Origin of the sequence: Stenotrophomonas sp. PI_27, from assembly GCF_027854495.1 — a bacterium.
In the GTDB taxonomy this organism is placed as follows: domain Bacteria; phylum Pseudomonadota; class Gammaproteobacteria; order Xanthomonadales; family Xanthomonadaceae; genus Stenotrophomonas; species Stenotrophomonas pavanii.
In genome coordinates this window covers 267,847-283,506 of sequence record NZ_JAJNOF010000004.1, presented here as the reverse complement: position 1 = coordinate 283,506, position 15,660 = coordinate 267,847, and the positions used below count along the sequence as shown (strand labels likewise).

Here is a 15,660-nt window from a genome sequence, read left to right as displayed (position 1 = left end):
TCCGTGCCACGTCACCGGATCAATCCAGGAGAGAGGGAGAGATGGGAATGAAGCATTCAACACGTACGCACGGCCAGGACGCATTGTCGCTGGCCATCGCGCTGGCCCTGGCTGCCGCCGTCATTCCGGCAGGCGCCGCCGCGCAGCAGGCCGCGTCCACCGGCACGCAGGACGCCACGACTCTGGACAGCGTCCAGGTCACCGGCTACCGCTACGCCATTGAAAAGAGCCTCGAGCAGAAGCGCGATGCCAACGCCGTGGTCGAAGTGATCACCGCCGAAGACGTCGGCAAGTTCCCCGACAAGAATGTGGCCGACGCCCTGCAGCGCGTGCCCGGCGTGGTCATCACCCGCAGCGGTGGCGAAGGCAAGAGCGTCAGCGTGCGCGGCCTTGCACCGGACCTGACCCTGACCCAGTTGAACGGCAACTTCGTCGCCTCGTCGGAGACCAATAACGAAGCGACCCGCTCCTTCAACTACACCCTGCTGCCGTCGAACATGCTGTCCAGCGCCGAGCTGTTCAAGTCGCCGGAAGCCCGCATCGACGAAGGCGGCATCGGCGGCACGGTCATCCTGCATACCCGCCGTCCGCTCGACATGGAATCCAACTCCGGCTACGTGAACCTGGAGGGCACCACCTCCGACACCAGCCACGACGTCGATCCGCAGGTGTCGGCGCTGTATTCCTGGCACAGCAAGGACGAGCGCTTCGGCGTGCTGGTCGGCGTGACCCAGCAGAAGCGCACTACCCGCACCATGGAAGCCAGCACCGAGGACTACCAGTGGTACGGCAACGGCACTACCGCCCGCGATGCCAACGGCAACCTGCTGGAGCAGGATGGCATCCACTACTGGTGGGGCCAGTCCGGCTTCAACAACCAGACAGGCAAGAACTACAGCGAGTTCTTCATGCCGACCTCGGTGAACTTCGCGGTGAAGGAAGAGAAGCGCGAACGCAAGGGCGGGCAGCTGACCTTCCAGTTCAAGCCGGTCGACAACGTCACGATGACGGCCAACTACTTCCGCTTCGAACTGCAGGGTGACTACACCCAGAACATGCTGAAGGTGCCGGAATGGAACCTGGCCCGCTACAACCAGGACGGCAACTGGGCCGGCGGCCGCCTGCTCAATGGCCTCGACTTCGATCCGAGCGGCAGCATCGTCACCGGCGCGCAGTACCAGAAGCTGGCCGGCAAGACCTACTACTGCAGCGAGGATGAAGCGGCTGCCGCCGGCCTCAAGCCCGGTGGCTGGGGCCCGGACGACTGCACCATCCCCACCCCGCAGCTCACCGGCGGCTACAGCAAGGAAAAGGCGCTGTCGCAGACTGCGGACCTGACCATTGACTGGGACATCAGCCCGCTCTGGAAAGCCTCGTTCACCGGCGGCCGCACCTGGTCCGAAGGTGGCCCGTCGATGAACTTCCGCATGTCGGCCAAGCCGCGCCGCAAGGTTGGCAACCAGTGGCAGTCCGGCAACCAGTACACCGCGTGGGACCTCACCGGGACGCCGTCGGTGCAGTTCTCGCCCGACCTGCAGCAGCAGCTGATGGCCGGCATCGCCGAAGTCGATACCGGTTCCACCGATTCGTCTTGGATGCAGACCGAAGTCAAGCAGAACTACTTCCAGGCAGACGTCACCAAGCTGTTCGAGGCGGGTTGGCTGGACTCGATCCAGTTCGGCGCCAAGTACCGCGACGGCAAGGTCCACCGCAACACCGGCAACACCTACTGGGTGTGCCCGGGCCTGGACCCGTCCGACTATGACAACAACCGCTACCAGGCCGGTTGCGATCCGACCGCTGGCAACGCGCAGCCGGGCTTCTTCCTGTCCAACCCGATCAGCAACATCACCGGCGCCTTCAACGCCAATGTGTTCCCGGGCATCAACTACCCGGCCTACATCGATTACCTGAACAAGACCTACGGCGGCTCGCACAACCGCACCGAGGAAGACTTCGTCTACGACGTCAACGAGAAGATCTACTCCGGTTACTTCCAGGCCAACTTCCGCACCGAGCGCGTGCGCGGCAACGTCGGCGTGCGCGTGGTGCGCACCAAGCAGTTCGCCCAGTCCAGCGACTCGGTCGAGCGCTTCAACGACTACTTCGTCGATAACGCCAGCGGCGCACCGATGAGCTGCGATGATCCGGCCGCCGATCCGAACCTGCGCTGCCAGGGTGGCTTCGTCCGCCTGCCCGACGCCCAGGTGCGCGACAAGGTGTACGCGCTGTCGTCGCTGGAAAAGACCTATACCGACGTGCTGCCCAGCTTCAACATCGCCTGGGACATCACCGACAACCTGGTGCTGCGCGGCGCAGCATCGAAGGTGGTCGCGCGCCCGAGCTACACCAGCATCGCCTACCCCGGTGGCCTGCGTTACATCAGCGAGGAGTACGCCAACGATCGCCGTGTCACCGGCGGCACCGACACGCCCGGCTGGTACGGCTCAGGCAGCAACAAGGCGCTGGAGCCGTTCAAGGCGGTCCAGTTCGACTTGGGCCTGGAGTGGTACTTCAAGCCGGGCGCCGTCGCGGGTGTTTCGCTGTTCCGCAAGAACGTGGACAACTTCACCGTGCCGGTGGTACGCGACCAGCAGATGAACGTCGGCGGGCAGTCGGTCACCGTGCAGAAGTACGAGACCCAGGCCAACGGCCGCGATGGCGTTTCGCAGGGCGTGGAACTGTATGGCCAGTACACCTTCGACTTCGGCCTGGGTATGCAGGCCAACTACACCTACAACGACACCAATCTGGCCTCGATCGTGCTGGACGGCGAGGAAATCGGCTCCTCGCCGCTGGTCGGCAGCGCCAAGAACCAGGCCAACGTCACCGTGTTCTACGAGAACGACAAGTTCCTGGCGCGTGCCTCGTACAACCGTCGCGGTGAAGTGGTCGGCGGCCTGAACAATGGCATGACCACCTACACCAAGCCGTACAGCCAGCTTGACCTGAACGTGGCCTACAACCTCACCCCGGACTGGACGGTGACCGCCGCCGTGCTGAACGCCACCAAGTCCGAGCTGCGCAGCTACATCGGCAACGACAGCCAGGCCCGCCTGCTGTCCAACCTGTACGCCGGCCGCCAGCTGTATTTCGGCGTGAACTGGAAGTTCTGAGGCGGCGCCGGGCCTGCCCGGCGCGCTCTCGCCCCGTTCCGGCGGGGAGGGTCCTCCACGGCAGCCACGCTGGTACAGGTGGCTGCCGTTTTTCATGGATGCATGTTCATGGGCCCCTTGGCCGCCGTTCAGTCCGGCGCTTGACCCTGCCATCGTTGGAAGGTGCACACTGGCCCTATCCCAAGAGCATCGAAGGAGGCACAGATGGAATTCCATGTCGACGGCATGACCTGCGGCGGCTGCGCACGCAGCGTGACCCGCGCGATCCAGCAGATCGATCCGAACGCCCGCGTAGTCGCTGACCCGCCGAGCGGCCTGGTCAAGGTGCAGACCACCGCGTCGCAGGAACAGGTGTTCGCCGCGGTGAACGATGCAGGTTTCCCGCCGCGCAGCGCCTGATCCCCTGCCCGGCATCCACAACGAAGCCCGCCCCGTGCACTGTCACAGGGCGGGCTTTTCAATGCATGCGAACATGAAAACTCAGTGCTTGCGCGCGCGGCGGCGCACCGCGCCGGTCTTGGCCGCTTCCACCGGCAGCGGGTCCTCATCGTCTTCACCCAGCCGCTGCAGGATCGGGCATTCCGGGCGCTCATCGCCGGCACAGCAGCGGATCAGCGATTTCAGCGTATCGGCCATCTGCCGCATGTGCTCGATGCGCTGTTCCAGGTCGGCGATGTGCTGCTCGGCCAGCTGCTTGACGTCGGCACTGTGGCGCGACGTGTCATTCCACAGGCCCAGCAGGTCGCCGATCTCGGCCACCTGGAAGCCGAGATCGCGCGCGCGGCGGATGAAGCGCAGGCGATGGATGTCGGCCTGCGAATACGCCCGATAGCCCGACTCCGTTCTATCCGCCGCAGGAATCAAGCCGATCTGTTCGTAGTAGCGGATCATCTTCGCCGATACGCTGGAGGCCTTGGCGGCTTCACCGATGTTCATGCGATTCTCCTTCAGTGGGTCGCAGCGGCGGCATCGGCCATCGGTGGCTGGAAGCGGCGCAGGCGCAGTGCGTTGCCCAGCACGAACACACTGGACAGCGCCATCGCACCGGCCGCGAACACCGGCGACAGCAGCACGCCCCAGACCGGGTACAGCACGCCGGCGGCCACCGGAATCAACGCGGTGTTGTAGGCGAAGGCCCAGAACAGGTTCTGCCGGATGTTGCCCAGCGTCGCCTTCGATAGCGCAATGGCGTTCGGTACGCCCTGCAGGTTGCCCGACATCAGCACCACATCAGCCGATTCCACCGCGATATCGGTACCGGTGCCAATGGCCAGGCCGACATCGGCCTCGGCCAGTGCTGGCGCGTCATTGATACCGTCGCCGACGAAGGCGATCTGGCCGTAGGTGGACTTCAAGCGACGCACCGCTTCGACCTTGCCTTCCGGCAGCACCTCGGCCACGACCTCGTCGATGCCCAGCTGGCGCGCGATCGCCTGCGCGGTGGCAGCGTTGTCGCCGGTGATCATCGCCACCTTCAGGCCCAGCTGATGCAGCGCCGCGATCGCCGCCGGGGTGCTCGGCTTGATCGGGTCGGACACCGCGATGATCGCGGCCAGGCGTCCATCGATGGCCACGTACATCGGTGACTTGCCCTGCGCGCCAAGTTCCGCCGCCAATGCTGCGAATGCCGTGATGTCCACGCCCAGCTCGCGCATGAAGCGATCGGCACCGACCTCCACCCGAGCACCCTCGACACTGGCCCGCACGCCCATGCCGGTGACCGATTCGAAATCGACCAGCGATGGCAGCACAATGCCCTGCCCGATCGCGGCGTCAACAATCGCGCGGGCAATCGGATGCTCCGAGCGCGATTCCACCGCGGCAACCGCCGCCAGTACGGCGTCGCGCTCGAAACCGGCGGCAACGTCCAGATCGGTCAGGCGCGGGCGTCCTTCGGTCAGCGTGCCGGTCTTGTCCACGGCCACGACCTGCGCGTCCTTCAGCAACTGCAGCGCTTCGCCCTTGCGGAACAGCACGCCCATCTCGGCGCCACGGCCGGTACCGACCATGATCGAGGTCGGCGTGGCCAGTCCCATCGCGCAAGGGCAGGCAATGATCAGCACCGCCACCGCATTGACCAGCGCGAAGCTCAGCGCCGGTGACGGGCCCAAGATCAACCAGAGCACGAAGGTGGCCAGTGCAGCCAGCATCACCGCGGGCACGAACCACAACGTCACCTTGTCGACCACCGCCTGGATCGGCAGCTTCGAGCCCTGCGCCTGTTCCACCATGCGGATGATCTGCGCCAGCATGGTCTGCGCGCCCACCGCGGTGGCGCGCACCGTCAGTGCGCCCGTCTGGTTGACGGTGCCGCCGACCACGCTGCTGCCGGCCTGCTTCTCGACCGGGATCGGCTCGCCGCTGATCATCGACTCGTCGATGAAGCTGCGGCCTTCAACCACCTCGCCGTCCACCGGCACGCGCTCGCCCGGACGCACTTCCACCACGTCGCCGCTCAGCACTTCATTGACCGGGACATCCACCGTTCGGCCGTCACGGATCACATGGGCGACCTTGGCCTGCAGGTTGACCAGGCGCTTGATCGCCTCGGAGGTACGGCCCTTGGCACGCGCCTCCAGGAAGCGGCCGAGCAGGATCAGCGCCACGATCACCGCTGCTGCTTCGTAGTAGACGTTCACCGTACCCGCCGGCAACAGCTTCGGCAGGAAGGTCGCCACCACCGAGTAACCGAAGGCCGCGGCGGTACCCACCGCGACCAGCGAGTTCATGTCCGGCGCACGCCGCAGCAATGCGGGCACGCCCTTCTGGTAGAAGCGACGGCCGGGAACGGCCAGCACCAGCGCGGTCAGCACGAACTGCAAGTACCAACTGGCCTGCATGCCGATCGTGGACATCACCCATGCGTGCATGCCGGGGATCAGGTGCGAGCCCATTTCCAGCACGAACACCGGCAATGCCAGCGCCGTGGCCACGATCAGGTCGCGCTTCAGTTCGGCACGCTCGGCATCCTTCCTTTCTGCGGCCTCGTCATCGGACTGCACACCCGCCTCGATCACGCGTGCGTCATAGCCGGCCTTGTCGATGGCGGCGACCAGCGCCGCAGCATCCGCCACGCCACGCACCGTGGCGCGCTCGGTGGCCAGGTTCACGCTGGCCTGGCTGACGCCTGGCACGGCCAACAGCGCACGTTCGACACGGCCCACGCAGGACGCACAGGTCATGCCCTCGACCGACAGCTCAGTGGTACCGGCGGGCACGTCATAGCCCGCCCGCTCCACCGCCTGGATCAGCGCCGCGCGATCGACCGGGCCCGACGGGCGGATGTCCGCCCGCTCGGTGGCCAGGTTCACCGCGACACTTCCCACGCCCTCGACCCTGGACAGTGCCGCTTCGACCCTACCCACGCAGCTGGCGCAGGTCATGCCCTCGATCGGCAGGCTGATCGGGGCGCTAGTGGGGACGGCAGTGGCGCGTGGCGTGCTCATGATCAGATTCCCGGAATTCCTTCTGGATGCGGACAGGCTAAACCTTGCCATCGTGGGAAGGTCAAATCCAGCCTGTCCGCAGTTCCTGAATGGCACCCGGCATCCACGTCCGTGCATGGCCAGATCCACGCATGGCGTGGATCCATCGCCGGCGGCAGCTCGCCTCAGAAGGTGAACACATACTCCAGTGCGAACTCGCGACCGACCGCGCTCAGCAGGCGGGTCGGGGCGAAGTCATAGTCCAGCTTGTACGGGTCCTTGTGGTTCCAGCTGGCCGAATTGAACACGTTGTTGACGTAGACATTGACCTTGGCGTGCTCGGTTACCTGATAGCCCACGTTGACGTTCCAGGTGATGAACGGCCCGACCCGGCCGAAGTAGCGCGAGGTCTGCTGGCCGGCATTGGGGTTCGGGTTCACCGAGCCATCCGGCAGCCGTGCCGGTTCCAGGCAGTTCAGCGACGGACTGTCACTGGGCACGTAACCGTCGGCGAACGGCAGGCAGCCGCCGGGGTTGTCCAGGCGATCGGTGCCCCAGTGGTAACGCACGCCCGGCACCGAGCCGATGCGGTCGGCATAGACGTTGGCGTTCCAGTTGCCGCGTTGCCAGGCCAGGCTCGCGCGCAGCTTGCTGCGCAGGTCGCGGTCGCGGCGTTCCGGATTCGGATCGGCGGCGTAGCGCTGTTCCTTGGTCGAGATCTGGTTGGTGTAGTTCACCCCAAGCTGGAAGCTGCCCCACTGGGCGGTTTCCAGCCGGTAACGCGCGGTCAGGTCGATGCCGCGCACTTCGCGGCTGGCCAGGTTGAATGGGCCGCGCTCGATCGACACCAGCCGGCCACTGCTGTCACGGTTCACGCGGGCCAGGATGCCGGCGCAGTAGTCGCCACCGGCCGGATTGGCCCACGGCGTGCCATCGATGTTCTTGCCGGTCAGGCAACCGGCCTCGCTGGCCAGCACCTCGTCGGCGCCGACGTCGACGATCATGTCTTCCAGCTTGATGGCCCAGTAGTCGGCGCTGACCGACAGGTTGGGCATCACGTCCCAGACAAAGCCGACCGTCCACGAATCGCCGGTCTCCGAGCGCAGCAGCGGCGTGCCGCGCCGGTTCACGTCGAAGGTGTACCAGACATCGGTGTTGCCCACCCCGCAGTTGTTGACCAGGTAGGCACCGCTCTGGATGCAGCGCAGGCGGTCATAGGTCTGCACTTCGGAACTGCTCGGCTGGCCCAGCAGGTAATGCATGTCCGGCGCATGGAAACTGGTGGCGTACGAGCCACGCACCAGCAGCGATTCGACCGGACGCCATTCCAGGCCAACGTTCCAGGTGGTTTCCTTCTGGCTGCCGATGTCCAGCGCCTGGCTGCTGTCATCGGCCTTGTAGTTGCCGTAGCGGTCGTAGCGCGCGGCTGCGGTGGCGGTCACGCTGTCCAGCAGCGGAATCTTGAACTCGACGCCGGCCGAATAGCGGGTGCGTTCGCCGCCACCGCGGTCAACGTTCTGCAGGTCGAAGTCGATACCGGCGCGCGGGTCCGGGCTGAGGTGATAGCCCTGCTGCGCCACTTCGGCCACGGCGGCGAACGAGATCGGGCCCGCCCAGCCCTGGAACAGCTCACCGGTGATGTCCGCCGAGGCCTGGTTGACCCACGATGACGCGCGGTTCCTCGCCACCGTACCCATCTGCCAGTACTGGTCCGGCGTCAGCGGGTTCCACCAGCGCGACTCGTTCAGCGCGTAGATCGCCTCGCCATCGGCGGTGGTGCCCAGGCGCGGGCCGAGGAAATAATCGTACGACTTCTGCTCGTCGACCACGTTCTGCCGTTCTTCCACGCGGTAATAGGAACGCCCCACCGTCGCGCTCCAGTCGAAGCGGTCGGCGAGGCGGCCACGCAGGCCGGCGCTCCAGTCCCAGGACAGTTCACGATTGGTGTTGCGCAGCGTATCCAGGCCGCCGACCTCGTTCGGGGTGAACTGGCGCACGCCCAGGATCGGCCGGTTACGGTTGGCGTCCCAGTAATAGCCGTTGGCATCGTCGATCAGCGAGACGCTGGGTGGATTGGTGCCCCAGATCGCTTCGGAGCGGTAGACCGCCAGGTTGGTCCAGGCCTGCAGGTCGCTGCTGAAATCGAAGGTGGCATACAGGTTGCCGGACACGTTCTCGGCACCACCGGTGAGCAGCCAGTTGGCGTAGTCGGCGCTCATGCCGCACAGGCGGCCGGTGTTGGTGATGCGGTTGGCGGCGTAGTTGTAGACCAGTCGATCGGCCGTGTAGTACTCACCGTCGAACTTCTCGCAGGTACCGGTGGGCGGCGCCAGGCGCTGGCCCGTCGTCGGATCGATCAGCGCCAGCCCGGCCGTGGGACGGAAGCCGACCTTGCGCTGCTCCATGTTCCAGGACGCATACGGTGCATCATCGGCATCGTCCATCTGCGGGCGATCGCGGCCGAACAACGGATCGCGCTTGGTGTACTGCAACGCATAGGTCACGCTCCAGTTGTCCCCTGTCCTGCCGCCGGCCCAGGACAGGTCCCAGGTATCGCGTCCGCCTTCGGTGGAGGTGCCGCCGCGCACGCGCACTTCGTCACCGTCGTAGTTGGTCTTGAGGATGACGTTGACCACGCCGGCGATCGCATCCGAGCCATAGATGGCCGAGGCGCCACCGGTCAGCACTTCGATCCGCTCCACCGCCGCGGCCGGAATGTTGCCGTAGTTGGAGAAGTTGGTTTCGCCGCCGTACGGCAGCGGGTAATCGGCCACGCGGCGGCCGTTGACCAGCAGCAGCGAGCGGTTCGGCCCCATCCCGCGCAGATTCAGCCCGCTGGCGTTGGGCGTGTGCGAACCCCACTGCGAGGCCGCTTCGACGGTACCGGTCGCTTCGGTAAGCGTCTTCAGCGCGTCATACACGCTGACGAAGCCCTCTTTCTGGATCTGCTGCGCGGTGATCACGTTGACCGGGGCCGGGCCTTCGACCGCGGCGCGCTTGATGCGCGAGCCGGTAACGGTGACCGCGTCGAGATCCTGGGTGGAGGGGCTGGCGGCTTCCTGTGCGCTGGCTGCCAGCGGCAACAGAGCCAGGATCAGGGCCTGGGACAGGAGGTGACGACGCTTGTGGACGATCTGAGCCATGGGTGGTTGCTCTTCGAAGATGTGGACGCACGGGCGGACGGTGGCGCGGCACTACGACGGATCCAGGCGCCTGGATCGGTTCACGACCGATACGGCACCTCCCCTGTGGATCGATCCAAACTAAAGCACAGCTGAACCACACCGGGCATGCGGCGATGCAGCAATGCCCGGGGGAATGCCGTTAACGGCTCCCTCTACGCAGAACAATCAAAGGGTTGCGAAACATCATTGAGAGACCGGCGCACGAAGACGTGACACGGTCACGACAGTCGCGCGCGGAACGGTTTTGTCCGCCCTCAGCGATTCCCCTCACCCGAGCTAGTTGGGACGAAGCGGCCATTTCGGAGGGCGTAGTGGCTCGACGTAACGCCTCCGGGCCCATTACCCCACCACTCGATGGTGAACCCGTCGCCCCGCCAGATGACCGAGGAAAAGTCGGATTCACTGTGGGGTCGCCCTGCGTTCTGGCTGGCGAGGGACACGGATTGGAGGCAGCTGCTGACCAGGATCCTGCCGCGTTCAATGGGCTTCGGCGAGGTCAAATCGTAGACGAACAAACGGATCTCGTGCCCCGCCCCACAGTGCCCCATCGGGTTGGACGCGTTTGAATCGAACACCTGATACAGCGCGCGGAAGCGCTTCTTCCCGATTCGATGTACGCGCGTGTCGACGAACGCGCCAGTAGCAGCAGCGGCTAGCGTCACGCCGTCCAGCACAGCGTCCATGCCGCCTCCCTCCGGTCCGGCCGCCGTCCAGATCAACAGTGGGGGCCGTGCCTCCTCTCCAGCTATTGCGGCGATGGGCAGCAGACAGAGAAGCAGCAAGAGCAGTCGAGACATGCGGAAGGAGGGCCATTGCCACGGGGAGTCGGACCCACTGTCAACAATCCCCGCTTGATCGTCTACACGGAAAGATGGATGCCCCTGCGTTCCGCTGTTTGGCAGACGGACTGGCGATCCGCGCACGTCAGAAGCGTCACTTTTCGGCAACGGGTGCGCGTTCCGCAGCGGGGTCGGAGCCCTTCTGCGAAGGGATCCGACCCCGCCCTGCGATCAGCCGTCGAGGGCCTGACGCAGTGCGGCCACGGTCGCGGTGCTGGTCTGGCTCCAGTCCGGGTCCAGACCGCGCAGCGCCGGGTTCTGGAACTGCATCGCCGAGCGGCGCAGGCCTTTTGCGGACGCGTGCAGTTCAGTACAGCCACTCCGTCGTGCCACGGCGGCGATGTTGGCCGGCCCCAGGCCCGCACCGGCCATCACCGTGATCCGGCCTGCCGCCTGGGTGACCAGACCGGCGAGCATATCCACGCCCGCTTCGGCGCTGACCTGGCCGCCCGAGGTCAGCACGCGCTGGCAGCCCAGCCCGATCACCTGCTCCAGCGCCGCCGACAGATCGCGGGCCGCATCGAACGCGCGATGGAAGGTCACCTGCAACGGCCCGGCGGCCTGGACCAGCTCGCGGCAGAGCGCCAGGTCAATACCGCCCTGCACGTCCAGCGCACCGATCACCACGCCATCGCAGCCCAGCGCGCGGCACTGCGCGATGTCACGCAGCATCAGTTCGGTTTCCAGCGCGTCGTAGTGGAAGTCGCCCGGCCGTGGCCGCACCAGCACGAACAGCGGGATCGACAGGCGTTCGCGGGCAATCGCGATGCTGGCGAAGGACGGCGTGGTGCCGCCCTCGGCCAGGTTGTCGAACAGCTCGATGCGGTCGGCGCCGCCGGCCTGCGCGGCCAGTGCCGAGGCCAACGAATTGCTGGCGACCTCCAGGGTCAGCCGCGTGCTCACGCCTGGCTGCTCGTGTAGATCGACGGCGAGTCGCGCAGGTCATCCTGGCGCTGCGCATCGCACACCGCGTAGACGAAGCCGCGATGCAGGGCGTAGGCACCGACCTCGCCCTGCTTGTTCATCGCCAGGAAGCAGACCTGCAAGGTCTTGCTCGCTTCAGGCCGCTTGCGTACGACGCGGTCGATCGCCTCGCGGCAGGCCTGCGCCGGCGAACGCCCCTGGCGCATCAGCTCGACCACCAGGAACGAGGCGGCGTTGCGGATCATCTCCTCGCCCACGCCCGAGGCAGTGGCCGCTCCGACGTCGTTGTCGACATACAGGCCAGCACCGATGATCGGGCTGTCGCCGACCCGGCCGTGCAGCTTCCAGGCCATGCCACTGGTGGTGCACGCACCGGCCAGGCGGCCTTGGGCATCCAGCGCCAGCATGCCGATGGTGTCGTGGTTGTCGCTGTTACCGGGAATACCTCGCCGCTCGGCGTTGATCTGCGGCTGGTACTTCTCGGTCTTCAGCCACTCGCGCCAGGCCGCTTCGGCCTGCGGCGTCAGCAGATGCTTGCGCTCGAACCCCTGCTGCACCGCGAACTGCTGCGCGCCCTCGCCTACCAGCAGCACGTGCGGGCTGTTTTCCATCACTTTGCGGGCCACCGACACCGGATGCAGGATGTCGACCAGCGCGGCCACCGCGCCACAACGGCCATCGCCATCCATGATGCTCGCGTCCAGGCTGAGCACGCCGTCGCGATCGGGGTTGCCGCAATGGCCGACGGTGGGATTGCACAGCTCGCTCTCGGCCCAGCGTGCGCCCGCTTCCACCGCATCCAGCGCGCTGCCGCCCTGCGCCAGCACCTTCCATGCGGCCTGGTTGGCCGGCACGCCGAAGTCCCAGGTGGAAACCACCCTGGCCCCACCCTGCGTGCGTGCATGCACGCCCGGCAAGGCCGCCATGCCCGCGGCCAGTGCACCGGCCTGCAGGAACTGCCTGCGATCCACCATCTTCCCCTCCCAGTCTGCAATGCGCGGCCGGCCCGATGCCGGCCCCGACGATCAGTCGTGCGTGGGCTGCCGTGCGGCGTGCCAGACCGCTGCGCCGAGCACGCCCAGCTGGCCATGCTCCACGCGCCATACCGGCACCTGGCGCAGCACCTCGGTCAGCACGCCCTTGTTGAGGAAGCGCTCACGGAAGCGACCATCGGCCAGGAAATCCTGCACATGCGCGGAAATGCCCCCGGCCAGGTACACCGAACGCGCACCGACGGCGATCGCTGCGTCGCCGGCCAGGCTGCCCAGCCAGGCACAGAACACCTGCAGCGTCTCCACCGCCAGGGCATCCTCGCCGCTGCGCGCTGCGCCGATCAGTGCCTCGGTGCTGCTCCACACCGGGGTGACGCCGCGCAACTCGCACAGGCACGGATACAGGTTCATCAGGCCACTGCCGGACAGCACGCGCTCGTTGTCCACATGCGGCCAGCGCTGCAGCAGCTTGCCCAGCACCTGCAGCTCCAGCGCATTGCCGGCGCCGAGCGCGGCATGGCCGATTTCGCTGGCCAGCACCGGGCGCTCGCCATCGGCGAAGCGCAGCGCGGCGCCCAGGCCGGTACCGGCGCCCAGAACCAGTGCCGGGAACGCCTGCGCCGGATCCGCGTCGCCATTCAGCGGCACCAGCGTGTCGGGCTGAAGGAAGGGAATGGCCAACGCCACCGCCTCGAAATCATTGATCAGCTGCAGTTCGCGCAGCCCGGACTGCGCGCGCGTGGCTGCGAGCGACACCGTCCACGGCAGGTTGGAATTGATCAGCACGTCGCCATCGAGCAGGCCGGCGATGGCGACCACTGCGGTCTGCACCGGCTGGCCGAGGCCTGCGGTGAAGTCAGCCAGGATCGCGGCCAGGCTGGGATGCTCGGCACAGGCATAGGTGCGGTGGCTGCCCAACGACGGCGCCCTGCCAGGTGCGGTTTCAGCCAGCGCAAGGCGGGCGAAGGTGCCGCCAACATCGGCGACGACCAAGCGGCGCGGAAGACCGCCGCAGGTGGAGTCGGAGGAAACCGGGGACGCTGCTGCGATGGTCACGCTGGCCTGCTTGGATCGATTGAATCGCCCCGATTCTCAGGCATCGGGGCCGCTTTGCCTAGCGCGACGGCGGTTCAGGTTGGCCTGCATGCCTTCCTGCTCGGCCACCTGCACGCCGTCCACCAGCACGCGCAGTCGTTGCGGGCGGAAGCCGGCGAACAACAGCGGCCGGGTGCGCTCGACCAGCACTTCGTGGCCGGCGATATGTCGCAGCCACGACTGTACCAGCGAGAACGAGAAGTGGGTGCCCGGATGCAGCGGATGCTGCACCCAGACTTTCTCGGTGGCGCTTTGCAGCAGCATCGCGCCGGTGAACCAGTGGCGGCTGAGGGTGACCGGCGTGGTGCCGGCCATGAAGCGGATATCCATGCGGGGTCCTTTCGCTGGAACGGTGGTGCGGGATCAGGGCTGGGCGGCCTGCAGGCTGTAGCGGGTGGTCGCGGTGAACACCGCGCCATCGGGCTGGGTGGAGCGTACCTCAACCTTGTGGCTGCCCACCGCCAGGTCGGTCGGCAGCGCACCACGCCACAGGTGCGGCGATGCGGTGGCCTCCGGTGAGCGGTCGTAGCCGCGCAGGCTGTCGGCCAGGTCGTCGGCCACGTTCTCCACCATCAGGCGCGGATCGGGCTGGCTGACCTGCTTCATCGGCTGCCAGGCGCCACCATCGACGCGGTACTCGACCACGCTGGCATCTTCGCCCATGTACACGTTGGCGTACACGCCCCACGCCGGGTAGGCCCCCTGGCGCAGCACCTTGGGTGCATGCAGGCCGATCTGCTCGCTGGCCGGCTTGCCCGCCACCCGGTACTGCAACCGGTAGCTGCCGTTGCCGGCCACGTCGAGCAGCGCATAGCCCTTCGGCGTGCCATCGCTCATCGTGCTGTCCGGCACGCCGGCGGCATTCTTCACCCCGGACCAGAACGCACCGCAGTTGGCCCCGACGTTGTACTCATGCAGCGGCTTGTCGCCGTTCCAGCCGTCGGCCTTGCCGTGGTAGACGTGCTGCTGGGTGTGGCTGTGGCCGCTGAGCACCAGCACGTTGCGGAAGTCCTTCAGCAGGTCGAACAGGCGCTGGCGGTCGGCGTGGCGGAAGGTCTCCCGCCCCGGTGCCGCGTCGAACAGCGGGATGTGCATGCCCAGCACCAGCAGGCGGTCCTTGTGCAGGCCCTTCAGGTAGCTGGCGAGGAAGGCGAACTGGTCTTCGCGCAGGCCACCGACGTACTTCGGGCTGGCCTTGGGGTCGTACACCACGTCGTCCAGGAACACGAAACTGGCGCCGCCCTCTTCCACCGCGTAGGTGTCCGGGCCATAGATGTTGCGCCAGCTGTCCAGCGAATGCGCATCGCTGGCCGCATCGAAGTCGAGGTCGTGGTTGCCCGGCACATGGAACCACGGCACGCCGAGTTCGGTGGTGACCTTGTTGATCGCCGGGTACAGGGTCAGGTCGTCGTTGACGATGTCGCCCAGGGTGGTGCCCATGCGTGCCTTGGTCTGCCCGACCAGCGGCGCCACGATCGACTGCTGGTAGTAGCCGATGTCCTTCAGGCTGGCGGTCTGCGAATCAGTGAACACCAGCATCTGGAAGCCACGACGGCTGTCATGGCGGTCTGACTGCAGGGCGAAATCCCAGTTGCGGGTGACGTCGCCGGTCGCGGCGATGCCACCGTACTTCAGCGCCGGCGAGCCGCTCGGACGATAGTGGCGCCAGAACGAGGGCAGGCCATCGGCCGCCTTCGGGAAGGCGTAGGCATCGGGCTTGATCACGAATACCGTCTGGCCGTCGCGCACCGGCAGGCTGTAGCTGCCGTCAGCGGCAGTCTTGACGATGGTCTCGCCGTTGGAGACCTGCACTCCGGCCAGGCCCGGATCGGTCGCACCGCGGCCAGGCTTGCCGTCACGCTCCAGATACACCTTGCCGGTGACCACGGTGTCCGCGGCCCAGGCCGGCGAGGTCAGCAACAGGCAGCACAGCCAGGTGGCAGGCAGTTTCATGGGAGAGATCCGGCAAAAAGAGACGCGGTATTGTAGAGCCCCGACACGCTCGGCTGCATTTCCGGCCGGTAGTGCCGGCCGCTGGCCGGCAACCTCATGATCGTCGGGCATCTGGGGGTTGCCGGCCAGCG

General features: G+C 66.6%; 11 protein-coding genes. 2 read left to right on the top strand and 9 right to left on the bottom strand.

Translation table 11 applies throughout. From position 1 onward, the window contains the following. Positions 1-41: 41 nt before the first annotated feature. Both LRM18_RS07345 and LRM18_RS07340 read left to right on the top strand, forming a co-directional pair. Positions 42-3,116, top strand: a complete 3,075-nt coding sequence (locus LRM18_RS07345) for a TonB-dependent receptor (RefSeq protein ID WP_270952994.1) — start codon at positions 42-44, stop codon at positions 3,114-3,116. A gap of 204 nt (positions 3,117-3,320) precedes the next feature. After that, positions 3,321-3,515 carry a heavy-metal-associated domain-containing protein gene (locus tag LRM18_RS07340; RefSeq protein WP_049471345.1) on the top strand — a complete coding sequence of 65 codons (195 nt, stop codon included), beginning with the start codon at positions 3,321-3,323 and terminating at the stop codon, positions 3,513-3,515. 81 nt (positions 3,516-3,596) lie between these two features. Here the strand turns inward: LRM18_RS07340 and cueR are convergent, their stop codons facing one another. The 9 genes from cueR to LRM18_RS07295 all read right to left on the bottom strand — a co-directional run bounded on the left by cueR (position 3,597) and on the right by LRM18_RS07295 (position 15,529). Then, a complete protein-coding gene (gene cueR, locus LRM18_RS07335; protein ID WP_270952991.1) occupies positions 3,597-4,052 on the bottom strand; it encodes a Cu(I)-responsive transcriptional regulator in 456 nt (151 codons plus the stop codon). Positions 4,053-4,063: 11 nt separating this feature from the next. Next, complete coding sequence (locus tag LRM18_RS07330) at positions 4,064-6,562, bottom strand: heavy metal translocating P-type ATPase (RefSeq protein ID WP_270952989.1); 2,499 nt, start codon at positions 6,560-6,562, stop codon at positions 4,064-4,066. A gap of 164 nt (positions 6,563-6,726) precedes the next feature. Next, positions 6,727-9,684: a TonB-dependent receptor gene (locus LRM18_RS07325; protein WP_057494487.1), complete on the bottom strand. Its 2,958-nt coding sequence runs from the start codon at positions 9,682-9,684 to the stop codon at positions 6,727-6,729. 296 nt (positions 9,685-9,980) lie between these two features. Next, positions 9,981-10,409, bottom strand: coding sequence for a hypothetical protein (locus tag LRM18_RS07320; protein ID WP_239505181.1), 429 nt, complete (start codon positions 10,407-10,409; stop codon positions 9,981-9,983). Positions 10,410-10,736: 327 nt separating this feature from the next. After that, positions 10,737-11,468 (bottom strand): copper homeostasis protein CutC, encoded by a 732-nt coding sequence (locus LRM18_RS07315; protein WP_130768146.1) that lies wholly within the window; start codon positions 11,466-11,468, stop codon positions 10,737-10,739. Then, positions 11,465-12,463 carry a N(4)-(beta-N-acetylglucosaminyl)-L-asparaginase gene (locus LRM18_RS07310; protein WP_064238371.1) on the bottom strand — a complete coding sequence of 333 codons (999 nt, stop codon included), beginning with the start codon at positions 12,461-12,463 and terminating at the stop codon, positions 11,465-11,467. The genes LRM18_RS07315 and LRM18_RS07310 overlap by 4 nt, the downstream gene beginning before the upstream one ends. 51 nt (positions 12,464-12,514) lie before the next feature. Then, positions 12,515-13,537, bottom strand: a complete 1,023-nt coding sequence (locus LRM18_RS07305; RefSeq protein WP_130768148.1) for a glucokinase — start codon at positions 13,535-13,537, stop codon at positions 12,515-12,517. A gap of 36 nt (positions 13,538-13,573) precedes the next feature. Next, on the bottom strand, positions 13,574-13,906 hold the full coding sequence (locus LRM18_RS07300) for a hypothetical protein (RefSeq protein ID WP_270952981.1): 333 nt from the start codon (positions 13,904-13,906) through the stop codon (positions 13,574-13,576). 33 nt (positions 13,907-13,939) lie between these two features. Then, positions 13,940-15,529 (bottom strand): calcineurin-like phosphoesterase family protein, encoded by a 1,590-nt coding sequence (locus tag LRM18_RS07295; RefSeq protein ID WP_270952979.1) that lies wholly within the window; start codon positions 15,527-15,529, stop codon positions 13,940-13,942. Positions 15,530-15,660: the final 131 nt, after the last annotated feature.

Coding starts and splice junctions, on each gene's coding strand:
- LRM18_RS07300 (WP_270952981.1), bottom strand. CDS start 13,906: ATGGATATCCGCTTCATGGCCGGCACCACGCCGGTCACCCTCAGCCGC.
- LRM18_RS07345 (WP_270952994.1), top strand. CDS start 42: ATGGGAATGAAGCATTCAACACGTACGCACGGCCAGGACGCATTGTCG.
- LRM18_RS07340 (WP_049471345.1), top strand. CDS start 3,321: ATGGAATTCCATGTCGACGGCATGACCTGCGGCGGCTGCGCACGCAGC.
- LRM18_RS07330 (WP_270952989.1), bottom strand. CDS start 6,562: ATGAGCACGCCACGCGCCACTGCCGTCCCCACTAGCGCCCCGATCAGC.
- LRM18_RS07310 (WP_064238371.1), bottom strand. CDS start 12,463: ATGGTGGATCGCAGGCAGTTCCTGCAGGCCGGTGCACTGGCCGCGGGC.
- LRM18_RS07295 (WP_270952979.1), bottom strand. CDS start 15,529: ATGAAACTGCCTGCCACCTGGCTGTGCTGCCTGTTGCTGACCTCGCCG.
- LRM18_RS07325 (WP_057494487.1), bottom strand. CDS start 9,684: ATGGCTCAGATCGTCCACAAGCGTCGTCACCTCCTGTCCCAGGCCCTG.
- LRM18_RS07320 (WP_239505181.1), bottom strand. CDS start 10,409: ATGGACGCTGTGCTGGACGGCGTGACGCTAGCCGCTGCTGCTACTGGC.
- cueR (WP_270952991.1), bottom strand. CDS start 4,052: ATGAACATCGGTGAAGCCGCCAAGGCCTCCAGCGTATCGGCGAAGATG.